We start from the raw sequence: 22702 nt of genomic DNA, 5'->3' as shown, positions 1-22702 counted from the left end.
TCACTTTCCCGCGGGGTCGGGACCGCCGGGATTGCACAGCGCCTGCACCGTCGCGTCGTAGCCGACCGCGGGCCGCCACGGCTCGAGATTCCAGCTCGGCTTGTTCGGTGAGACCAGCCGTGCCCATTGCCAATGGCATTGGAACTGGTCGTACATGCCCGGAGTATCGGCGTCGGGCGCGTCTTTCAGGACCTCGCCCCAGGCGCGGTTCAGCGCGGCCGGGAACCAGTCGTCCCGGCCCGCCGCCGTCGGGTAGACGTGCAGGCGGCGTCCGTCCGAATCGTCGGTCCACTGGGTGTGGTCGATGAGCGCGGTGTTCGGATACGGGTCGGTGCTCGGAACTCCCGCGGCGGTGCTGGTCCCGGTGTCGGCGGTGTTGGCCGGAGTGCTCACGGCCGGGTTCGCGGGGGTCGAGGCCGGGGCCGCGGCAGGCGCGTGCAACGCGGAGGACGGGACGGTGCCGACCGCCACCGGCTCGGACTCGTCGGCCGCGCCGCAACCGCTGGTCAACAGTGCCACTGCCGCCAGCGCCGACATGAGCGGTGGTGCGATGCCACACCTCATCCAGGGCCCCCTTCGATGGTTCCGTCCCGCTCCGCAACGGTACCGCGCGGGTCACGCGGGCGATCCGGCGCTCCGGTGTCGCCGGGCCGGGCATGTCCGTCCTGCCCGACAGCTCGGTGCTCTCGACGTACCATGGTCGGGTGGCCGCACAGCTGACCAAGGGACAGATCGACCATCTGACAGTCGGGGACCTCACCGTGTCCGTGCAACACAGCGAGGCGATCGATGTGTCGGCGCTGCTGTTGAATTCGGCCGGAAGGGTCCGCGGTGAGCGCGATCTGATCTTCTTCAACCAGAGCGCCGGGCCCGGCGTGCGCCTGACGTCCGGCCAGTGGCCCGGCGTGGCGATCGAATTGCGCTCGCTGCCAAGGGATGTCGACCACGTGCGGGTGGTGCTGAACCTGCGCGATCAGCAGGCCCATTTCGGCGACTTCGCGCCGCCGATCCTGCGGATCGAGGGTCCGGGCGGAAATCCGTTGTACGAGTACGTCATCGACGGGCTGAGCCGGGAGGGCGTGGTCGTCGCGCTGGATCTGGATCGGATCGGCGCCGCCTGGCAGATACGAATGCTCGGGGACGGCTACGACGCCGGATTCGACGCGCTGGTGACCGGGCACGGCGTGCCCGTCAGCGCGCCGGGGCAGGACGCCGGGGGCTATCGCGGTCCCGCGGAACTGCATCCGGGCCAGGAGGTGTCCCTGCATCACGTGCGCAACGGTGAGTTGACGCTGGTGAAGATGGCGCTGGGCTGGGATCCGGTGCGCGGGCGCGGTTCGCGCAAAGTGGAGGTCGACCTGGACGCGTCGGCCCTGATATTCGCCGGTCACCGGGTGGTCGACGCCGCGGCTTTCCTGCAATTGGCCTCCCGCAGCGGCGCGGCGCGACACTCGGGCGACAACGTCGACGGCAGCGGGGCCGGTGACGACGAGACCATCACCGTGGATCTGGCGCGGCTGCCGCAGCAGGTCACCGCGGTGGTGTTCGTGGTGACCTCCTACAAGGGCCACACCTTCGAACGAGTCCGCGAAGCGTTCTGGCGCATGGACGACGGCGTCACCGGAATGCAGCTGGTGCACGGCAATCTGCGTGCCGGAGGTGCGCACACCGGCATGATCGTCGCGAAGGTCTATCGCGACGGCGGCACCTGGCGGATGGCCTCGATCGGCGTGCCGATCCAGGCCACCCATCCCGTCGAGGCGGTCCCGCAAGTCATCCGGTATCTGTAGACCGGTCCGGGCGTTCGTTCGGAACCTCAGGCGCTGTCGCGACCGGTGATCTGGACGATCGGCAGCACCAGCGCCGCGGGAGCCGAGGCGGGCACGACCGGATTGTGCGGTGCGACAGGGGAGATGCGCTGATACCCCTCGCTCTGCTCGGGCCGCGTGTCCTTCTCACCCTTGTTCGGCCACAGGGCCGCCGCGCGTTCGGCCTGGGCGGTGATGGTCAGGGACGGATTCACCCCGAGGTTGGCCGAGACCGCGGCGCCGTCGACCACACTCAGCGTCGGGTATCCGTAGACCCGGTGGTACGGGTCGATCACGCCGTGCTCGGCGTCCGCCCCGATCGGCGCGCCGCCCAGGAAGTGCGCGGTGAGCGGAATATTGAACACCTCGCCCCAGCTGCCGCCGGCGATACCGCCGATGGTGTCGGCGACCTTGCGGGTCACCTCGTTGCCGACCGGGATCCAGGTCGGATTCGGTTGTCCGTGCCCCTGTTTCGAGCTCATCGTGCGCCGGCCGAACAGACCCCGTTTGGTGTAGGTGGTGATCGAGTTGTCCAGATTCTGCATGACCAGCGAGATGATCGTGCGCTCACTCCAGTTCCGGACGGTGAGCATCGAGATCAGCCGCACCGGATGCTTGAGCACCTCGAGCAGGAATCGCAGCCAGCGCGGGATGCGGCCGCCGCCGTCGACCATGAGCGTCTGCAGCAGACCCATCGCGTTGGAGCCGTGGCCGTACCGCACCGGCTCGACGTGCGTATCGGCGGTCGGATGGATCGAGGAGGTGATGGCCACGCCGCGGGTGAAATCGCGATCCGGATCCACCGCCCGGGTGGCCGCGCCGACGATCGATTCGGAATTGGTCCGGGTCAGCTGGCCCAGCTTCGGGGAGAGCGCGGGCAGAATTCCCTTGTCCCGCATGGCGAACAACAGCTGCTGCGTGCCGCGGGTACCGGCGGCGAGTACCACGTGCGAGGCGGTCAGCGTGGTCGGCGATTTACGGAACCACGCCCCGGTCCGCTCGGTGCCGATCTCCCAGGAGCCGTCGGGCAGTGGCCGCACCGCGCTCACCGTGGTGAGCGGAAAGACCTGCGCCCCGGCCTGTTCTGCGAGATACAGGTAATTCTTCACCAGGGTGTTCTTGGCGCCGTGGCGGCAGCCGGTCATACATTCGCCGCATTCCAGGCAGCCGGTGCGCTCGGGACCCACACCGCCGAAATACGGGTCCGGGACGGTCTTTCCGGCCTCGCCGAAGAACACGCCCACGGGTGTCTGCACGAAGGTGTCGCCGAATCCCATCTCGTCGGCGACCTGTTTGAACACCTCGTCGGCGGGGGTCATGTGCGGGTTCTGCACCACGCCGAGCATCTTGCGGGCCTGCTCGTAATAGGGCGTCAGCTCGCTCTGCCAGTCGGTGATCTCGCGCCACTGCGGATCGGCGAAGAACGGCGCTGGCGGCACATAGAGAGTATTGGCGTAGTTGAGCGAGCCGCCGCCGACGCCGGCACCCCCGAGGATCAGCACATCGCGAAGCAGGTGGATGCGCTGGATGCCCAGACAGCCGAGTTTGGGCGCCCAGATGAACTTGCGCAGATCCCAGCTGGTCTTGGGCAGTTCGTCGTCGGTGAAGCGTTGTCCGGCCTCCAGCACCGCGACCCGGTAACCCTTCTCGACCAGCCGTAACGCGGTGACACTCCCGCCGAATCCGGAGCCGACGATCACTACGTCGAAATCGGTGTCCCGCTGGGTCATGGTCTTGCTCCTTGCATGGTGTCGCCGGTGACCGAGGTTACGTTACTCCTCGGTAGGTTACGGCGGCGCGAGAGTCCGTCACCCGGCGCCGCATAGGATTCCCGGGTGACCGGATACGACGACGCCTTCGAGCACCTCGACACCTCGATTCTGCCGCCCCGCCAGCAGCGGATCCTCGCGGCGATCCGGGATTCGGTGGTGCGGCACGGCTATCCGCCCAGCACTCGCGAAATCGGTCAGGCGGTGGGGCTGCGCTCCACCTCGACCGTGTCCCGGCATCTGAAAGCGTTGGAGGACAAAGGTTTCCTGCGGCGCAGCGAATCCGTGTCGCGGCCGATCGACGTGCGGTTGTTCCTGCGGTCCGCCGCCGCGCCCGAGCGCGACGAGCACGCGGTCGAGGTGCCCGTGGTCGGCGATATCGCGGCCGGTACGCCGATTCTGGCGCAGGAGCACGCCGAGGACACGCTGACCCTGTCCCGGCAGCTGGTCGGCCGCGGCACGGTGTTCGGTCTGCGGGTGCGCGGTGATTCGATGATCGACGCCGCGATCTGCGACGGCGATATCGTCGTCGTGCGCCGTCAGCCCGACGCCCAGACCGGCGAGATCGTCGCCGCGATGATCGACGGCGAGGCCACGGTGAAGGTGTTCCGGCGGCGCAACGGGCACGTCTACCTGGAACCGCGCAATCCGGCCTATTCGGTCATCGACGGCGACGAGGCGGTGGTTCTGGGCAAGGTTGTTTCGGTGATGCGGCGTATGTGATGCCACACAATCTGAAACATGTCTGGTTCGCCAAACGATAGCCGGTCAACTACAGTTCCGGGCGTCATGTCGTCCGGGGCATCGCTTTGAGTTCGTAACGGAGGTGCGCATGAGGCGCGGGATTCGGATCGCAACGGCTGCCGCGGCAGCCCTTTTCGCGGGGTTGTCGACCGTGGTCGCGGCAGGCCCTGCCGCCGCGTCGAGCGATCCGCTGATCACTTCGAAGAGCCCGCTGGCCAAGCCGGTATCCCAGGACGGTTCCAAGCTGACCGGATTCAGCGTCGTCGATGCCACGCACCTGAAGCTGAGCGTGTTCTCCGCGGCGATGAACAAGCCCATCACCGTGGAGGTGCAGCGTCCCGCCGACGCGTCCGTGGCGCGTCCGACGCTGTATCTGCTCAACGGCGCGGGCGGCGGCGAGGACAGCGCGAGCTGGGACGCGCAGGCTCCCGAGGCGCTGAAATTCCTGGCCACCAAGAACGTCAACGTGGTGGAGCCGGTCGGTGGTGCGTGGAGCTATTACGCCGACTGGCGGGCGCCGGACCCGACACTCGGGGTGAACAAGTGGAAGACGTTCTTCACCCAGGAACTGCCGCCGATCGTCGACGGCGCGCTGGGCACCACGGGCGTGAACGCCATCGCGGGTCTGTCGACCTCGGGCACCTCGGTGCTGGCGCTGGCGATCGCCAAGCCCGGTCTGTACAAGTCGGTGGCCGCCTACAGCGGCTGCGCGCAGATCAGTGACCCCGTCGGATACCGGTTCGTGAACATGGCCACCGAGGTCTGGGGCGGCGGCAACACGCTGAACATGTACGGCCCGGAGAACGATCCGATGTGGGCGGCCAACGACCCGTACGTGCACGCCGACCAGCTGCGCGGGCTGAACCTGTTCATCTCCAGCGGTTCCGGGCTGCCGGGCAAGTACGACACGCTCAACGGCCGCTACGCGCTGCCGGGTGCGGGCGGCCTGGCCAATCAGCTGATCATCGGCGGCGTCATCGAGGCGGCGGTCAACGGATGCAGCCACAACCTGCAGGCCAAGCTGAATCAGCTGGGCATTCCGGCGACCTACGACTTCACCGCGACCGGCACCCACTCGTGGGGTTACTGGCACGATGATCTGCTCCGGTCGTGGCCGGTCCTGGCCAAGGGCCTGGGCCTGCCCGCCTGAGCAACTCACCTCGAACGCCCCGTCGCATCCGCGGCGGGGCGTTGTCGTGGGCCCGCTACACGACGACGGGCTGGTTGCAGCTGTCCGGTGGATCCACCTTCGAACAGGGCAGGGGTGCGCGGGTCGGACGATAGTTCGCGGGCACGCCTCCGGCGCGGGTGATGGCCTGATAGGCCGCGACGGCGTCGGTGGGCTTGCGGGTCAGGCTCGGATCGGTGGTCACATCGACCGTGTAGAGGCCGAAACGTGGTGTGTAACTGCCCCATTCGTAGTTGTCGGTCAGACTCCAGTAGTTGTATCCGAGCAGGTTCATCCCGTCGGCCTTGGCACGTTGCAGCCAGTACACCGTGTCGCGCAGATGATCCGCTCGGGTGTATCCGTCCGGGCGGGGTTTGCCGTTCTCGGTCGGCATCCCGTTCTCGACGACGTACAGCGGTTTGCCGGGAAAAAGCTTGGCGTAGTGGCGAAGTGCGTAATAGATGCCCTCGGTTTGCAGGGGTAGCTGCCACATACCGGGCGCACCCGCCGAACTGCCCGCGGCAGTGGTCCCGGGATCCGGGCCGAAATAGTAGTCCACGCCCAGGAAGTCGAGTTTGTTCGCGACCTTGTCGACGAAGGGCTGATTCACCGAGGTCTCCGCGCCCGGGACGAAGCCGAGATTGCTGGTCACCATCGCATCGGGCCGGACCTGGTGGATGTGATCGTAGATCTCGTTGTGCGCCTGGGCGAGTCGATCGCGCATGGGGATCGCATCGCTCTGCTGCAGTGCGCCGATGCGCAGTTCGGTGCCGATGTAGGCGAGCGGTTCGTTGATCGTCACCCAGAGCGGATTGCGAGATGCATAGCGGTCCACGATCTTCCGGGCATTGGCCAGCCAGTCTCGCACCATGTCCGGATGCCGCCAGCCGCCGCGCGCGGCCGCCCATCCCGGATACACCCAGTGATCGAGGGTGAGCATCGGTCGCAGCCCCGCCCGCACGATCGCATCCACGATGCCGTCGTAGGCGATCAGCGCCCCCTCGTCCCAACTGCCCGGATTCGGCTGCACCCGGGCCCATTCGACGCTGATGCGATAGACCTTGATGCCCAGCTGTGCGGCATGGGAGACGTCGTCGGCGTAGTAATCCCAGAACCGCACCGCCTCCAGGCAGGGATCGGCCTTACCCGCGCTGATGAACCGGGTCCAATTGCTATCCGCCGCATGACCTTCGGTCTGGAAGCCCGAGGAGGACACGCCCCACAGGAATCCGTCCCCCAGTGGCGGCACCCCGCCCGCCGGTGCTGGTGGCGGCGCGGCCGAGGCGTTGCCGGGCGCGAACAGGGCCGCCGTGGCGGCGACACCCGCGGTGAGGATCTGCCGCCGACTCGACTGTCCCATCGAGCAAGCGTAGCTGTGAGATAGCTGAAATCCGTGGCGCTGGTACGCGTGTCGCGTCGCGATGAGTTTTGCCCTCCGGCGCAGTCTGATCTGTCATGGGCAAACTCATCTATGGCTTCAACGTGTCGGTGGACGGGTACATCGCCGACGCGCAAGGCAACATCGACTGGTCCGATCCGAGCGAAGAACTGCACCAGTACTGGAACGACTTCGAGCGGGAGACCGCTCTGTCGTTCTACGGGCGGCGGCTCTACGAACTGATGTCCGCGTACTGGCCGACCGCTGACAAGGCTCCGGACGCCGGCCCGCTGATCGTCGACTTCGCCCGCATCTGGTGCGATATGCCCAAGGTTGTGTTCTCACGCACCCTGGAGTCGGTCGACTGGAACTCTCGCCTGGAACGCGGCGATCCGGTCGAGGTGGTGAGGAGACTGAAAGCCGAAACCGACGGCAGGCTGGAGGTGGGCGGCGCGACGCTGGCCGCACCGATCGTGCAGGCCGGACTGGTGGACGAGTACCGGATCGTCATCACGCCCACCGCCGTGGGCGGCGGCACCCCGTTCTTCCCGACACTGCCGTCATGGATCTCCCTGCGATTGTTGGAGAACCGCACTTTCCCGGGCGGCACGGTCCTGCTGCGCTACGAGGCGAAACGCGACTGACACAGCCGGGCACGCCCCGCGGGCGCACGATGACTCGAAGGTCGCGGGGTTCCCCGGGTGAAAACAGACACCTGGCCCGATAATTCCCCCGACTTCCCCCGATAGCTCGTCAATGGCCCTGAACGCCAACGATGTTCGCCGCTCGGGCCGGAGATCGAGGACTCGGATTGTAATCCTCGTCCGGAGCTGGTTTGTCGTGTGACCAAAGTCCCTATCCACCAACACTTTTCGGGATGCACAGTCTTAGGTTCTGTACTGTGAAAGGAAAGATTTCCCGATGAGGACCCCCAAGTTCGCCGCGATCACCATGCTCGCGATCGCGGCAACAGCCATCACCTACAGCGTGGCCGCCGCGGACCCTGCGTCCGCCGCAGCTCCCACCACGCTGATCTCGCCCGTGACCGCAAGCGGCACCGACCACGGCGTCGGCTTTTCGATGCGCCGTGACGGCAACGCCGTCGCACTCGACGTCACCGGCGGCACCCTGCGTCTGGACGACCGAACGGTGACGATCGTCGCGGGCGACGGTTCGCCGGTCGCCGCACTGCCGCTCCACCTGAGCATGGGCGACCGGACCCTCGACCTCGGCGCCCACGTCGACCGGACACACCTGGTAGCGCAGGTCTCCGCCAAGGACATCGGCTACTGGGAGCTCACCTCGCCGCGCCAGCGCAGTACCAGCGCGGGGGCTGCGCTCGGCGCCCTCACCGGCATCCTCGGCGGCATCGCGACCGGGATCTTCGTCGCCGTCGTGCTCGGCGTCCTGTCCGGCGGAGTGCTTGTTCCCATCGCGTTCCCGATCGGCGTCGCCGCGGTCGTCGTCGGCGTGATCGGCGGATTGATCATCGGCGGCATATCCGGAGCCTCGGTCCCCAACTCGGATGTCCCCGACCAGTGGGAATACCACAAGGAATGCCACTACATCGGCAACTACGACTACGAGTACTGCTACTGATTGGTATCCCGCCCGAATGACGAGCCGTCCCGGAACTCCCACCGGGACGGCTCTTTTCATCGATGCCGCACCTTGTGCCGCGACAGTATCGTCCGATCGTGTGCTCCGACCGAGTCGCACGGATGCCGAGCTCGGGATGGTCTGGCAGGATCGATGGACATGAGTGGGCAGGATGAGGCAGGGGCGACGCGCGGGGAACACGGTGTGAGTACTGTCGTCGAGACCGCTGGCGGGCGGGTGTACGGAGTTGCGGAGTCGGTGGGGGCGTATGCGTTTCGCGGGATTCCGTATGCGGCCTCACCGGTCCGGGAACTGCGGTTCGCGCCGCCGCGACCGCATCCGGGGTGGGCCGGTGTGCGCGATGCGGCCGGGTCCGGTCCTGCGGTGCCGCAGTGGCCGTCCAGGCTTGAGTCGGTCATGGGTGCGCGCATTCCGAGGTGGGACGAGGACGGCTGTCTGACGGTCGACGTGTGGGTTCCGCAGGGGGAGTCGCATACCCCGCGAGCGGTGCTGCTGTGGTTCCACGGCGGCGGATTCACCAGCGGCAGCGGCGGCTGGGACTGGTACGACGGGGGACGCCTGGCGGCACTGGGCGACATCATCGTGGTCACCGCGAACTACCGGCTCGGACCGCTGGGGTATCTGCGTCTGCCCGGCGCGGAAAATCTCGGCTCCCAGGATCAGGCCGCGGCCTTGCGCTGGGTGCGCGAGAATATCGCCGCCTTCGGCGGTGACCCGGACCTGATCACCGTCGGCGGGCAGTCCGCGGGTGCGTTCTCGGCGATGGCGCTGGCGACCGACCCCGACACCGGTTCCGCGGTGCGCCGGGTGATCGGGCAGTCCGGACCGTGGGGGATGAGCCCGCAGGATCCGGACGAGGCCACCGCGACGACCGGGAAATATCTTGCGCTGCTGGGTATTCCGGACGACGGCACCGATCCGGCGCCCCGGCTGCGGTCCCTGCCGGTACTGGACCTCGTGCAGGCGTACGCCCGGCTCATGCTCGACACCGCAGTCCCGGGCCGGATCGCGCCGCCGCTGTATCCGGTGCTCGGCGGTGCGATCCAGTCGGCCGGATGGCGGGATCTGGTCCCGGCCGGCGCACTGCGCGGCAAGGATGTGCTGCTCGGCGCGACCGGGAACGAACTCGGTTCGTTCTTCGCGCTCAACCCGATGATCGGGATGATCTCCGACGACGCGGCGGTGCGGCTCGTCGGTGAGATCGCGGGGGACGCCGGTGAATCTCGCTACCGGCAATACCTCGCGGAGCACCCCGGCGCCCGTCCGGCGCAGGCGCTGACTGCGGTCGGGGGCGAGGTCATGTTCGGCGACGATCTGAGTGTGTTCGGCGAAGCACTTGCCGCACAGGGCAATCCGGCATACCTCTATCGATTCCTACGCGAGCCCTCGCCGGACCCGTTCGGTCTGGGTGCGGCACACTGCGCGGATCTGCCGTACCTGTTCGGCACGTTCGACAGCTATCCGAACTCGCCGATGCTCGGCACGGTCGGCGCGCGAGACCACGCGCTGGCCGCCCAGTTCGGTGGCGCGCTGGCCGCATTCGTGGCCACCGGCTCACCCAACGGGCCCGGACTCGAACCGTGGAAGCCGTGGCTGCCGGGCCCCGAACCCGAAATGCGCGAGTTCTGACCTCCGAGAGGGGCCTGGTGCCGCCCGGATGACGGGCGGCACCACGACGCTCAGTGCGGTGCGGCCGACAGGTTGAACACCACCAGGCCGTCCATCCGCTGTGGTGCGTAATGCGCCGCGACCCAGTTGAAGATGTCGGCATTACCCACCGGATGCCACAGCGCCGCATCGGGGTCCTGCTGCGCGGCAGGCTGATTCGGCTCTTTCCCGGCCGCCGGGTGAGCAGGCTTCTTCCGCCACGAGTCCGGCAGTTTCACCTCGGGTGCGATGTAGTAGGTGAGCTGGTGGGTGCGAACCAGGTCCTGGAATTGCCCCAGGGTCGGCGTCGGGTCCTCGGAGGTGAATCCGCCGATCGCGATGACCGAGGTGTGGCTGGCCAGCTCCAGACCGGCGGCCGGGCCGGAGCGTTCGGTGGCCGCGGACCAGGTGGTGTTGGTGTGCCGCAACAGATCGATCAGCTGCGGCGGGTAGTCGTCCCCGCCCATGAACATGCCGAACGCGTGCCGCATCTGCGCGAATGCCGCGGGCATCTCGTCCTTGTGCGCCGGGCCGACCGAGGGGCCGCCGCCGGTGTGCGCCTGCGGCAGGGTGGCCGCGGCATAGGCGGTCGAACCGCCCAGCGCGGCGATCATCCCCGCGGTGACCAGCACGGCCGTGGCACGCCGGTGGGTCCGGCGGGACAGTGCGGGGACCCCGGTGAGTGCCAGCCCGGCGGCCGCGAGGATCGTCACCACCAGGATCGTCCAGCGCAACCACGGCTGCCAGTCCGAATTACGTTGCAGCAGGACGAATCCCCACACGCCACCGGCGAGAATCAAAGCGGCCGAACCCAATCGGCCCAGGACGCTGCTGCGTCGCCGCCACATCTCCAGCACGCCGAGCGCGACGGTTCCCGCGATGGCCGGTGCGATGGCCAGGGTGTAGTAGGCGTGCATACCGCCCTGCATCCCCGCGAACGCCGCGCCGTCGATGAGCAGCCACAGCCCGAAGGTCAGCGCCGCGCCGCGCACCAGATCGGTGCGGGGCGCACGGCCGCGGGAGATCAGCACGAGCACGAAGGCCAGGATCGCCGCGGGCAGCAGCCAGGAGATCTCGAAGCCGATCTCGCCGGTGAACAGTCGCTCCACGCCGTTCCCGCCGCCGAACGGGCCGCCGCCGTGGAAATGCGGGAACTCGTATCCGGCGGGCATCTCGAGCATCTTGCGGCCCATGTGGTTCTTGCCCAGATAACGCGCGAAACCGTTGTACCCCAGGACCAGATCCATGAAGGTGTTGTTCGTCGACCCGGCCAGATACGGCCGGGAATCGGCGGGCCACAGGATCGTCAGCAGTACATACCAGCCCGAGGAGACGATCAGCGCGACCGCCGCGGCCAGCAGATGCCCGATCCGGCGTCCCAGGCCGGTCGGCGCGACCACCAGATAGGCCAGCCCGAGTGCGGGCAACACCATCAGCCCCTCGAGCATCTTGGCCAGGAACGCGAATCCGAGGGCGACCCCGGCCAGCATCAGCCAGCGCACACTCGCCCCGCGCAGCGAGCGGATCGTGCAGTACGCCGCTGCCGTCATCAGCAGCACCATCGCCGCATCGGGATTGTTGAACCGGAACATCATCGCCACGACCGGCGTCACCGCGAGCATCGCACCCGCGAGCAGTCCCGCGCCGCGACTGTCGGTGGCACGGGTGATCGCGCCGTACATCAGCGCGACGGCCGCGACGGCCATCAGCGCCTCGGGAATCAGCATGCTCGCGCTGCTGAAGCCGAACAATTGCCCCGACAGACCCATCACCCACTGCGAGACGGGCGGTTTGTCGACTGTGATGAAGTTGCCCGGATCCAACGAGCCGAACAGCAGTGCCTTCCAGCTGCGCGAACCGGCCCAGGCCGAGGCGGCATAGAAGTTGTTGCCCATGCCGTTGACGGTGATGTTCCACAGATAGGCCGCGGCGGTGCCGAGCAGCAGCACGACCAGCGCGATCCGCTCCCAGCGACGCGCGGGCCCGAGGGCCGGATTCTGCTCGGCGAGCGGTGGAGAGGTCGATTCGGACACGGCGGTATCAGCAGTGGTCGCGGTCACCGCGCAAGTCTGTCCCGGAGATCGGTGAGAAGTCTGGCGTGCAGCTGTGAGGAGCCTGTGAAATTCACGGGAGGATGTGGTCGATCGCGGGGGTGTGCCTGGGCGGATCGAGGTGACGGCAGCCGGTGGAACATTCGATCCGGTCGCGGCGCGGGTGCTCGGCCACCTATATTGGCCGACAAGCCGTTTGATCGATCGTCGGAGGAGATCCGTTGCGCCGCATCCTGTTCACCGTGTCCGCGCTGGCCGCACTCGCACTGACCCCGGGCCTGGCTGCCGCACAGGGCCCGGGGCAGGTGACGATCCGGGTGCAGGCATCGACCCTGGGCACGAACTTCCCGGTGACAGGGTTGTCGACGTCGTTCACGCCGTGTTCGGGTGGTTCGATGGTGGCGTCCGCGACGACCGGTCCGAAGGGCACCGGCACGGCATCGGTCCCGCTGGGCTGCTACCGCGTGAAGGTCACGGCCGTCCCGTCCGGCTGCTCCCTCGACGGTAATCCGACGACCCAGGTCGTCGCGCTGCCGGGAATGTCCCCGCAGGCTGCCTTCCACGTCCGCTGCGCCTGAGCGGGACCGTGCCGACGGTGAGCTAGGCCAGGGCCTTGGCGCGAGCGGTGTAACCGTGTGCCGCGGCCACCGATTCGGACAGCAGTTCCCCGCCGTGCGTGCTGAGCCCGGCGGCCAGGCCCGGGTCGGCGGCCAGAGCCTCCTGCCAGCCGCGGTCGGCGAGTGAGATCACGTACGGCAGGGTGGCATTGGTGAGGGCGACGGTCGAGGTGTACGGCACCGCGCCGGGCATGTTCGCCACGCAGTAGAACACCGCGTCGTGCACCCGATATGTGGGGTCGTCGTGTGTGGTCGGCCGGGAATCGGCGAAGCAACCGCCCTGATCGATGGCGATATCCACCAGGACCGCACCGGGTTTCATCTGTGCCACGAGTTCGTTGGACACGAGGGTCGGCGCCTTCGCGCCGGGGACCAGCACCGCGCCGATGACCAGATCTGCCTCGCTCACCGCATGCTCGACCTCCTGCGCATTGGAGACGATGGTGCGCACCCGGCCGCGGTAGTGCGCGTCGAGTTCGCGCAGCGGAGCGATGTTCACGTCCAGCACGGTGACCTCGGCGCGCATGCCGACGGCGATCTCGGTGGCATTGCGTCCGGCGACGCCGGCGCCGATGACGGTCACCTTCGCGGGCCGGGTGCCGGGGACCCCGCCCATCAGCACACCGCGTCCGCCGCCGCTGCGCATCAGGTGGTAGGCGCCCGCCTGGGGTGCGAGTCGACCGGCGACCTCGCTCATCGGCGCCAGCAGCGGCAGTGCACCGTCCCGGCCGGTGACGGTCTCGTAGGCGATGGCGGTGGTTCCGGCGGCCAGCAGCGCGTCGGTGCATTCCACCGACGCGGCCAGATGCAGATAGGTGAACAGCACCTGATCCGCGCGCATGCGCGAATATTCCTGGGCCACCGGCTCTTTCACCTTCAGGATCAGTTCCGCGGTCGCCCAGACCGCGTCGGCGGAGTCCAGCACGCGCGCACCGGCGAGGGTGTACGCGTCGTCCTCGAAGGCCGATCCGATTCCGGCGCCGGTCTCGAGGTACACCTCGTGCCCGTGGGCGACCAGCTCGCGGACCCCCGCCGGGGTGCACGCGACCCGGTACTCGTGGTTCTTCACCTCACGGGGGATTCCGATCTTCATCTACGCTCCTCGCTCTCGGTGGGGCGCGACGCGGGGCTGCGTCGCGCTATCGATAGCGAGTATGAAGATTCTGCGTGATGATGGCTATATCACCGAAGTTAATTCTGTATTGACTCGGTTAACGATCCAAATCATCAGAGATTGGTCCGGTAAGACTCTGTCGGTCGAAGCATCTTCGGCTGTTCGCCGCAGTACCGAATCGCCGTGGGACGAGCCGGGTCAGGCGTCGCGCTTGCGACTGCGCGCTCCGTCGACCGCGGTGTACGCGGCCGCGACCAGGATCAGGATCGCCGAGACGAGCAGAGCGATATCCAGGCCGTGGTGGAAAGCCGTCTTGCCGGTGTTGATCGCCTCGGAGACCTTCGACAGATATTTCAGATACGGGGTGATGTCGACGCCGTGCGGGATGCGCCCGCGCTCGACGGCGTCGATCGCATTGGGCTGCAGTTCCGCGGGCAGGCCCTCGGCATTCATCTTGTCCCGCAGATCGCCGGTGAGATAAGCGTTCACCAGGGACCCGAGCACCGCGACGCCGACCGCCGAACCGACCTGGCGCATCGTATTGGTCACCGCCGCGGCCATACCCGAATGCTCGGCCGGGACACCGGACAGCACGGCCGAGGTCAGCGGTACCACCGCGATGCCGAATCCGAGTCCGGCCACCGCCATCGCCGAGGCCAGCGGCAGATCGTGCGGCGGCGCGGTCTCCAGGACCTGCCGCGTCAGCAGGATCCCGACCGCGCCGACCACGCAGCCCACGATCATGGCCAGGCGCGAACCGTATCGCCCGACCCACGCGCCCGCCGCGAGCGATCCGACGATGATCGCCACGGCCATCGGCGCGAACACCGTGGCCGTGCGCGAACCCGAATACGATTGCATCACTTGCAGATACAGCGCGGTGAAGAAGAAGATCGAGAAGACGCCGAAGTAGACCGCGAAGGCGACCACCAGCGCACCACGCACCGCGGGCAGCCGCAGATAGCGGAAGTCGAGCATGGGTGCGCGCGCTCGCGTCTCCACGACGACGAATCCGGCGAACGCGATGGCGCCCAGGACGAACAGCGCGATCACCGACGGTGCGGTGTAGCCGTGATCCTCACCGGATGTGGCGGCGTAGATGACCGCACCGAGAAACAGTGCGCCGAGTACGATTCCGGCCCAGTCGATCGGTCCGGGATTCGGGTCGGCGCTCTCGGGAACCGACCACAGCGCCGCCAGCAGCGCCACCGCGCCGATGATCAGGTTGAACCAGAAGATCGAACGCCATCCGTACGCGTGCACCAGCACACCGCCCAGAACCGGTCCGGCGGCCAGCGCCAGCCCGGACACCGCCGCCCACACGCCCAGCGCGCGGGCGCGTTTGCGCTCGTCCGGATAGATGTGCCGCAGCACCGACAGCGTGCCCGGCTCCGAGGCCGCGGCGCCCAGACCCATGATCGCGCGTCCGGCGATCAGCACCGGCACACTGTCGGCCATCGCGGCCACGACCGATCCGGCGCAGAAGATCACCAGTCCGGCGATCATGACCCGCTTGCGTCCCCACCGGTCGCCGAATGATCCACCCGCCAGCATGAGCCCGGCGAACACCAACGTGTAGGCGTTGACCACCCACTGCAGCAGCATCACATCGGTGCTGAGCTCGTGCCGGATATCGCCCAGGGCGACGCTCACGACGGTGGTGTCGAGGAAGGTGACGAACAGAACGGCAGTCACCGCTGCCAGTGCAATCCCCGGCCGTTTCGCGGTACCCGGGGCATTGTCGATGCGCTCCACCGGCACAGGCTAACGGTCCGAGCCGCGCCGTGGGCACCGAGTTTCCCAGCTCCTTCCGGCCGGTAGGAAATCAGGTGCCCGCGGGCGCAGCCGAACCACCTCTCACGAAGTGGCCGTGAGGATTTCGGGTGTGGCCGCGGTGAGGCGACGGTGACGTCCGATCGGGGCCACGGCGGCGGGGTGCGCGGCGATCGCGGCCGCGCCCTTGCAGATGAGTTCCTTGTAGCGCGCGGCCCGTCGACCCGTGATCGAGAAGTTCCTGGCGCGATCGTCGGCGGTGACGAACTGCAGGACGGCGTCGTGGCGGCCGAGGCTGATGCATTGGGCGACATAGAAGATCGGCACTCGCGGAACCCGGCGATCGGTGAGCCGGGCCGCGATCGAGTCGGCCGCCTGCCAGGCCATCGGGATGCCCGAGGCACAGGACATCCGGAACGGATCGTCGCCGGGGCCGTCGGCGAGCGCGGCATCGCCGACGGCGTACACGTCGGGGTGCGAGAGCGAACGCATCGTCCGGTCGACCATGATCCGTCCGGTCGGGTCGACGGTCAACGTCGTCGCGGCCGCGATGGGATGGACCGTGAATCCCGCCGTCCACACGGTCACCGCCGCGGGAAGGACCTGGTCGTCGCTGGTGCTCGCAGTGGTCGCATCGATCCGGGTGATCTCGGTGTGCGTCCGGACGGCGATGCCCAGCCGATCGAAGACGGCGTTCAGATGCCTCCGGGCCTTGTCGCCGAGCCCCTCGCCGACGCCGGTGCGCGCGGCGAGCGTCACCGCGAGATCCGGCCGGGTCTCCGCGATCTCGGTGGCCGCCTCGATGCCGGTGAGACCACCGCCGACGACCAGGATCGCCGCACCCGGTTCGAGTTCGGCCAGACGATCGCGCAACCGCAGGGCCGCACGCGGGTCGGTGACGGTGTGCGCGTATTCGGCGACACCGGGAACGCGGTTGCCTGCGGCCGTGCTGCCGAGCGCGTAAACCAGTGTGTCGTAGGCGATCTCGAACTCCGCGCCCTGCTCGTCGCGGGCGCGCACGAACTTGCTGTCCGCGTCCACCGACTCCACCCGCGCGATGCGCAGGACGAGGCCGGTGTCGGCGAAGATCTCGGCGAGCGGACGGTGCGCGAGTTCCTGCCCGGCGGCGAGCTGATGCATCCGGACCCGTTCGACGAAATCGGGATCGGCATTGACGACGGTGATCTCGACGTCGGTGGGATGCAGTCGACTGGCCAGGCGCGCGGCCGCATTGGCTCCGGCGTATCCGGCTCCGAGGACGACGATGCGGTGTTTCATCTCTGACTCCTGTCTCGGGGTTCGACACTTGAACCGGACAGCGAGCCGTTTACTGACAGATATCGACTGTGACGGTGGTCACCATGCCTCGAGCAGCGGCTCGTCGTGCTCGGCCGTGGCCCAGGCCCGGGAAAGGCGATCGAGCTTGCCGGGATTGGCGTGGATGTGCACCGCGGTGATCCCGTCGGGGGTCTGCTCCAGCATGATCACCCCGACGAGACGGCCGTCGACCTGCGCCAGAATCGCCGGATCGCCGTTTACGACCCCGGCGTACAGTGCCGGGGACCCGCCCACCCAGCCGCGTTTGTGCTCGCTGGGCCGGAACAGTCCGCGCAGATACCGCGCCACCGCCAGCGCACCGCCGATCGGTGTGCGTCGCGCGGGCAGCACTCCGCCGCCGTCGGCGATCCCGGTCGCGTCGGCGGTGAGCAGTCCGACCAGCGGTTCGATCTCACCGCCCGCGGTGGCGGCGAGGAATTCCGCGGCGATCCGGTGGGCCGTGGCCCGATCGACCTCGGTGCGCGAGTGCCCGGTGCTCAGATGCTGCTTCGCGCGTCGGTAGATCTGCTGGCAGTTCGGCTCGCTGAGGTTCACGATCTCCGCGATCTCGGCATGCGAATAGCCGAACGCCTCGCGCAGCACGTACACCGCGCGCTCGTGCGGGGAGAGGCGCTCGAGCAGCATGAGCACGGCCATGGACACCGACTCGCGCTGTTCGAGCGTGTCGGCGGGGCCGAGCATGCGATCACCGGTCAGCACCGGCTCGGGCAGCCACTGCCCGACATAGGTCTCGCGCCGGGCCCGAGCGGAGGTGAGGTGGTTGAGACACAGATTGGTCAGCACCCTGGTCAGCCATGCCTCGGGTGTGCGGACCTGCTCCCGGTCGGCGGCCTGCCAGCGCAGGAAGGTGTCCTGGACCGCGTCCTCGGCATCGTTCGCCGAGCCCAGCAGACGATAGGCGATGGCCTCGAGGCGGGCGCGGGCGTCTTCGAACAGGTCGACCTCGTGCGAACCGAGCAGCATCACTCGATTGTCGCCCCGGGCGGCGGTGTCCGTCTCCGGGGTCCTCATGAGTGGTGAATCACGCCGTCGGACAGGGTGTTACGACTCGCTGGGCGGCTGCGGGCGGACAGTGAGGGTCTGCTGCGCCTGTCCGACCGGTCCGTGCACGTCATGCAGGACCGTACTCGTCAGGCCCTGCCCGGTGTCACCGAAGACGACCGAGGTGTCCAGGCCGGTCCACGAACCTTCGGGCTGCCGGTAGAAGTGGATGGTCAGATCGAGGTTCGGGAACATCCACTTCGTCGGTTCCTGCCGCACGGCGATGCCGTTGGCGGTGTCCACGAGCGCGACGAAACCGGCCAGCGGCCCGGCGGATTCACCGGCCACCAGGGGCAGCGATGTGCCGACCCACGCGGTCGTGCGCCCTGGGCGCGGCCGCGCGACGGGCCGGATGTCCAGCGAGGCGATGTAGCCGCCCGGCCACACCGAGGTGAGCGGCCACGAGGCCAGCTCCTCGGGCGCCGGGAGCCGATCGGGTTCACCACCGGCGACCGCGGCGGTGTCCTGGGACTGCATGTACCAGGCGCGGGCGGTCACGGTTGCGCGACCGCCGATGGTGACCGTCGCCTCGACCAGTTCGATGGTGCGGCCGGGCCGGATGGTCCGCACGGCGATCTCGAACTCCGCGACCGCGATCCGGCCCAGGATGTCGAAACCGATGCGGCTCATCGCCAGCGGCGGACGTTGTTCGCTCGCCCGGAACCGCTCGATCTCGTGCACGACGAGCCCGCCCAGCGGGCTGAAGTGCTGCTCGTCCTGCGCCCATGCGCCACCGGCGTGCGGGGTGGGCACGAAGCGGTGCTCGCCGACGCGCACGAAATAGCTGTCCTGGGATCCGGTCGTCTCGCTCACCCGTCCCAACCTACGATCCCGGTTTCGGCCGCCGATCGCCGCCTGCGGTACTCGGACCGATCAGGCCGCGCCGCTGACCGATTCGGGCGGGCCGGTGACCAGTTCGGCGAACCGGTCGACCACCCGCTCGTGGAAGGCGCCGAACAGACTCTCGAACTGCTCGATCTGCGCGGGGGAGGGCGAGGACCCCGCCTCCCACACCGCGGCCAGCGCCCGCCAGGCCAGCACGTGCGGTTCCGGCCCGACGGCGTAGTACGCCGCGACCGCCTCGGGCACCTCGGCGATCATCTCGCCGATGCTGTTGAGCACCGCGCGCTGCATCGTGTGACCCAGCGCGCCCAGCAGGCGGCGCACCAGCGCGACCTCCGCGGCGAGCATTCGGGCGGGATTCGGATCCGCTTCGCGCGCAAGTGATTCCAGGGTGTCGATATCGCGCTCGAGGATTCTGCGATCGATCCGCTGCCGGGTCGCGGTGTAGGACAGCAGCGCGTCGAACAGGATCTGCCGTTCCATCGCGACGATGTCACCGAACATCGCGATCGCCAGCTCGGGCGTGGGCATGGACAGGCGGAACAGCCTGCGGTACACCTCGACTCCGCCCTCTTCGCGCACATCGCGGATGGTGAACCCCTTGCCGCGGCGCGCGTGCACGAATCCGTACGATTCGAGGCGGCCCAGAATCAGTTGTGCCGTAGCGCGATTCATGCCGAACTCCTCGGCCACGCCGCGCACCGACGGCATCAGACCGCCCGGCGCGTACCGGCCCGAGGCCACCCGGCGCGCCAATTCGTCGGCGACATCGGCGACTACCGTCCGCGCTCCCATCGGCCTCTCAGCCCTTCCGCGATATTCCCCGCCCCAACCATCCGTTCCGTGTCCGGGACAGTCTAAGTCGTCCTGACCCGGGCCGCCGGACAGAGCTTTCGAGCGCGACCGGCTCGGCCGCGACGGCGATCAGCTTCGGGCGCGCGGGCGCACGTGCTCGAAGATCAGGATCGTCTCGGTGCTCGCCACCGCCGGGCGGGCGCTGAGATGTTCCAGGACGAACCGGCGCAGCCCCTCGGTGTCGGCGGTGGCCACGTGCACGAGGTAGTCGTCGGCTCCGGCGATGAAGTACACGTCGATCACCTCGTCCAGCGCGGCGAGCTGCTCGCCGAATTCGGCCAGGTGCGGTCGCGCTCCGGCCTGCACCCGCACCGCGATCATCGCCTGCAGGCTGCGGCCCAGCGCCACCGGATCGATATCGGCGTGGAAGCCGCGGATGACGCCGCGTTCGACCAGTGAGCGGACTCGGCCCAGGCAGGTCGACGGGGCGATCCCGGCCGCGGCGGCCAGCGCGTGGTTGGTGATCCGGCCGTCACGGGCCAGTTCGTCGAGCAGGATGCGGTCGACGTCGTCGAGTGCGGCGGGTGTGCGTGCCGGACGTGGAGCAGGTGGTTGAGCGGTCTTGCGCATATCGCAGACCTTATAGAAGATCATTCGGCACATCTGTGTTCAGCGAAATATTGTTCGATGTACCTGGCTTCCGCACATCATCGGTCAACTACACAGGCCAAACTGGACAGTCTGAACTGTTTAGTCTAACGTAGAAGTTATGGACCAGACCCCCGGAGATGTCTCCGAATCCTCCGTGCGCGCCTCGCGCGAGCTGCGGACCGTGGTCGGCCGCCTCCGCCGCCGGCTGCACGAGCTGGCGGACAACCGCGAGCTCACCCCGACGCAGACCGCGGTGCTGAGCCGGTTGGGTAAACAGGGTGACGCATCGGCCAGCGAGCTGGCCGCGGCCGAGCGGGTGCGCCCGCAATCGATGGCCGCCACCCTCGCCGTACTCGACGAGCGGGGTCTGATCCAACGCCGCCCCGATCCGCAGGACGGCCGCAAACAGCTGGTGTCGCTGAGTCCCGCCGGCCGCGCAATCTTCGACGATCGATCCCGGAGCGGGCAGGAGTGGCTGGCCAGGCAACTGGAGGACAACTTCACCGAATCCGAGCGGATGACCGTCCTCGAGGCGATGGCCCTGCTGGAACGGCTGATCCAGCTCGATCCGTGACGAGGTGGGCCCTTGACCGCAGTAATGGAACGTGTGGCGGCGCCGTTGCGCCGCATTCGCCGCGATGACGACGGATTCGACCGCAAGCTGATCGCCCCGATGGTCCTGGGGTCGATCCTGAATCCGATCAACTCCTCGATCATCGCGGTATCGCTGGTGCCGATCGGCCGCGCCTTCGGTGCACCTCCGGCGCAGACGGCCTGGCTGATCTCCGCGCTGTATCTGGCCACGGCCGTCGGACAGCCGGTCGTGGGACGTCTGGTGGACCTGTACGGTCCACGGCGGCTGTTCCTGGCCGGTACCGCGCTGACCGGAATCGCCGGTGTGCTGGGCGCATTCGCGCCGAATCTGGGTGTGCTGATCCTCGCGCGGGTGATCCTGGGCTTCGGCACCTGCGCGGGCTATCCGTCGGCCATGTATCTGTTGCGCAGCGAATCCGAACGCAGTGGCAAGGACAGTCCCGGCGGCATTCTGACCCTGCTGGCCGTGGCGAATCAGACGATCTCGGTGATCGGTCCGTCCCTGGGCGGGGTGCTGATCGGGATCGGCGGCTGGCGCACCACCCTGGCGGTGAACATTCCGCTGGCGGTCGCGGGATTCGTGCTGGGCTGGCTGCGGTTCCCGAATGCGGCTGTGCGGCAGGACGATCCGAAATCGCTGTCCCGGATCGACTTCGTCGGGATCGTGGCCTTCGCCGGCATGCTGGTCTCGCTGCTGCTGTTCGTGATGACCCCGCACCTGTCGGACCTGTATCTCCTCGCGATCAGCGGCGTCTGTGCCGTCGCGCTGGTGGTGCGGGAGTTGCGGACCGCGGAGCCGTTCATCGATCTGCGCGTGCTCGGCGGCAACATCCCGCTGGTCGCCACCTATGCGCGATCGGTTCTGGCGGCCACGGTCACCTACTGCTATCTCTACGGCTTCACGCAGTGGCTGGAGGACGGCCGTGGTCTGAGCGCCTCGGCGGCCGGGCTGGTGCTGCTGCCCACCTTCGTGACCGCGATCGTCGTCTCGACCACGACCGGTCGTCGCCCGCGGATTCGCGGCAAGCTCGTCGTCGGGGCGGTCGTCCAGTTGATCAGTGGTGCGCTGTTGCTGATGACGCACGATTCGACCGCGATGTGGCTGCTGCTCGGGCTCGCGCTGGTGGTCGGCGTGCCGCAGGGATTGCTCGGCCTGGCCAACCAGAACGCGGTGTACCACCAGGCCGATCCGACCCGGATGGGTTCCTCGGCCGGGTTGCTGCGGACGTTCATGTATCTCGGCGCGCTCATCGCCTCCAGTGCCAACGGCGCATTCTTCCCCGCGACCGCGAATACCGCCGGACTGCACGATCTGGGCCTGTTCGTCCTGGTCATCTCGGGTGTGTTGCTCGTGGTCACCGTGCTGGATCGGTCGCTCGGCCGGGTCGGCACGGCGGGAACCCGCGAAACGCCACGAAATAGCTGAAGGCTCGCTAAGCTCGCCAGTGTCTCGATGAACGAGACAGTTCGAGAAGGCGGGCCGCGATTGCCCCCGCGGCCCGCTTCCGCGCCGGATCACCTGCGTCGCAGGGATTCGGCGCGATCTCTTCGAAGTCCAATTCTGCTTGCCCTCAGTAGCTTTCGGACGTAATCGGATTATCCGGCACGAGGTATGGTGCTGCGCGGAGATTTCCCCGCCACCATCCGGCCCGGCATCCAGGTTCGGGAGACTCAGGCAGGAGAGTTCGGTGGCCCTAGTGTGCTGATTGGTAGCCAACGGATCGACATTGTCCTAGGGCCGCCTTCGCGAC

General features: G+C 68.1%; 20 protein-coding genes. 9 read left to right on the top strand and 11 right to left on the bottom strand.

The annotated features are described in order from the left end of the window. Positions 1-564: a DUF2599 domain-containing protein gene (locus K7711_RS26985; protein WP_235747860.1), complete on the bottom strand. Its 564-nt coding sequence runs from the start codon at positions 562-564 to the stop codon at positions 1-3. A gap of 140 nt (positions 565-704) precedes the next feature. Here K7711_RS26985 and K7711_RS26980 point away from each other — a divergent pair, with 140 nt between their 5' ends. After that, entirely contained in the window at positions 705-1790 is a 1086-nt protein-coding gene (locus tag K7711_RS26980) for a TerD family protein (RefSeq protein WP_222972266.1), read from the top strand. A 26-nt stretch (positions 1791-1816) separates the two neighbouring features. Here the strand turns inward: K7711_RS26980 and K7711_RS26975 are convergent, their stop codons facing one another. Then, complete coding sequence (locus K7711_RS26975; protein WP_222972265.1) at positions 1817-3538, bottom strand: GMC oxidoreductase; 1722 nt, start codon at positions 3536-3538, stop codon at positions 1817-1819. Positions 3539-3643: 105 nt separating this feature from the next. Here K7711_RS26975 and lexA point away from each other — a divergent pair, with 105 nt between their 5' ends. Beyond that, positions 3644-4300, top strand: a complete 657-nt coding sequence (lexA, locus tag K7711_RS26970; RefSeq protein ID WP_222972264.1) for a transcriptional repressor LexA — start codon at positions 3644-3646, stop codon at positions 4298-4300. Between the two features lie 109 nt (positions 4301-4409). Next, complete coding sequence (locus K7711_RS26965) at positions 4410-5471, top strand: alpha/beta hydrolase (RefSeq protein WP_222972263.1); 1062 nt, start codon at positions 4410-4412, stop codon at positions 5469-5471. Between the two features lie 55 nt (positions 5472-5526). On the opposite strand, the gene K7711_RS26960 is transcribed toward K7711_RS26965, so the two are convergent. Then, entirely contained in the window at positions 5527-6849 is a 1323-nt protein-coding gene (locus K7711_RS26960) for a family 1 glycosylhydrolase (protein WP_222972262.1), read from the bottom strand. 95 nt (positions 6850-6944) lie between these two features. Between K7711_RS26960 and K7711_RS26955 the strand changes: the two genes are divergently transcribed. The 3 genes from K7711_RS26955 to K7711_RS26945 all read left to right on the top strand — a co-directional run bounded on the left by K7711_RS26955 (position 6945) and on the right by K7711_RS26945 (position 10116). Beyond that, on the top strand, positions 6945-7511 hold the full coding sequence (locus tag K7711_RS26955; RefSeq protein ID WP_222972261.1) for a dihydrofolate reductase family protein: 567 nt from the start codon (positions 6945-6947) through the stop codon (positions 7509-7511). Positions 7512-7788: 277 nt separating this feature from the next. Beyond that, a complete protein-coding gene (locus tag K7711_RS26950) occupies positions 7789-8466 on the top strand; it encodes a DUF8020 domain-containing protein (RefSeq protein ID WP_222972260.1) in 678 nt (225 codons plus the stop codon). Between the two features lie 204 nt (positions 8467-8670). Further along, positions 8671-10116 carry a carboxylesterase/lipase family protein gene (locus K7711_RS26945; RefSeq protein ID WP_222972259.1) on the top strand — a complete coding sequence of 482 codons (1446 nt, stop codon included), beginning with the start codon at positions 8671-8673 and terminating at the stop codon, positions 10114-10116. A 50-nt stretch (positions 10117-10166) separates the two neighbouring features. Here K7711_RS26945 and K7711_RS26940 read toward each other — a convergent pair whose 3' ends face one another. Beyond that, the gene (locus tag K7711_RS26940) at positions 10167-12194 is read right to left on the bottom strand and encodes a glycosyltransferase family 39 protein (RefSeq protein ID WP_308014963.1); all 2028 of its coding nucleotides are present in this window, start codon (positions 12192-12194) and stop codon (positions 10167-10169) included. 212 nt (positions 12195-12406) lie between these two features. Between K7711_RS26940 and K7711_RS26935 the strand changes: the two genes are divergently transcribed. Next, the gene (locus tag K7711_RS26935) at positions 12407-12763 is read left to right on the top strand and encodes a hypothetical protein (RefSeq protein WP_222972258.1); all 357 of its coding nucleotides are present in this window, start codon (positions 12407-12409) and stop codon (positions 12761-12763) included. A gap of 22 nt (positions 12764-12785) precedes the next feature. On the opposite strand, the gene ald is transcribed toward K7711_RS26935, so the two are convergent. From ald to K7711_RS26900, 7 genes are all read right to left on the bottom strand, one after another. Next, positions 12786-13895: an alanine dehydrogenase gene (ald, locus tag K7711_RS26930; protein WP_222972257.1), complete on the bottom strand. Its 1110-nt coding sequence runs from the start codon at positions 13893-13895 to the stop codon at positions 12786-12788. Between the two features lie 219 nt (positions 13896-14114). Next, the gene (locus K7711_RS26925) at positions 14115-15611 is read right to left on the bottom strand and encodes an MFS transporter (RefSeq protein ID WP_222972256.1); all 1497 of its coding nucleotides are present in this window, start codon (positions 15609-15611) and stop codon (positions 14115-14117) included. Between the two features lie 162 nt (positions 15612-15773). Beyond that, positions 15774-16967: an NAD(P)/FAD-dependent oxidoreductase gene (locus tag K7711_RS26920; protein WP_222972255.1), complete on the bottom strand. Its 1194-nt coding sequence runs from the start codon at positions 16965-16967 to the stop codon at positions 15774-15776. 78 nt (positions 16968-17045) lie between these two features. Beyond that, positions 17046-17990 (bottom strand): RNA polymerase sigma factor SigJ, encoded by a 945-nt coding sequence (gene sigJ, locus K7711_RS26915; RefSeq protein ID WP_222972509.1) that lies wholly within the window; start codon positions 17988-17990, stop codon positions 17046-17048. 78 nt (positions 17991-18068) lie between these two features. Beyond that, complete coding sequence (locus K7711_RS26910; protein ID WP_222972254.1) at positions 18069-18881, bottom strand: thioesterase family protein; 813 nt, start codon at positions 18879-18881, stop codon at positions 18069-18071. Between the two features lie 60 nt (positions 18882-18941). Beyond that, positions 18942-19706: a GntR family transcriptional regulator gene (locus K7711_RS26905; RefSeq protein ID WP_222972253.1), complete on the bottom strand. Its 765-nt coding sequence runs from the start codon at positions 19704-19706 to the stop codon at positions 18942-18944. A gap of 129 nt (positions 19707-19835) precedes the next feature. Next, positions 19836-20336, bottom strand: coding sequence for an Lrp/AsnC family transcriptional regulator (locus K7711_RS26900; protein WP_222972508.1), 501 nt, complete (start codon positions 20334-20336; stop codon positions 19836-19838). A gap of 139 nt (positions 20337-20475) precedes the next feature. Between K7711_RS26900 and K7711_RS26895 the strand changes: the two genes are divergently transcribed. Together K7711_RS26895 and K7711_RS26890 are read left to right on the top strand one after the other, a co-directional pair. Continuing rightward, a complete protein-coding gene (locus K7711_RS26895) occupies positions 20476-20931 on the top strand; it encodes a MarR family winged helix-turn-helix transcriptional regulator (RefSeq protein WP_222972252.1) in 456 nt (151 codons plus the stop codon). A gap of 12 nt (positions 20932-20943) precedes the next feature. Beyond that, complete coding sequence (locus tag K7711_RS26890; protein WP_235747857.1) at positions 20944-22377, top strand: MFS transporter; 1434 nt, start codon at positions 20944-20946, stop codon at positions 22375-22377. Positions 22378-22702 lie beyond the last annotated feature (325 nt).

The organism is Nocardia coffeae (assembly GCF_019890715.1).
GTDB classification, from domain to species: domain Bacteria; phylum Actinomycetota; class Actinomycetes; order Mycobacteriales; family Mycobacteriaceae; genus Nocardia; species Nocardia jiangxiensis.
Note: the sequence above shows the minus strand (reverse complement) of the source record. Positions and strands in the feature narration are given on the sequence as shown.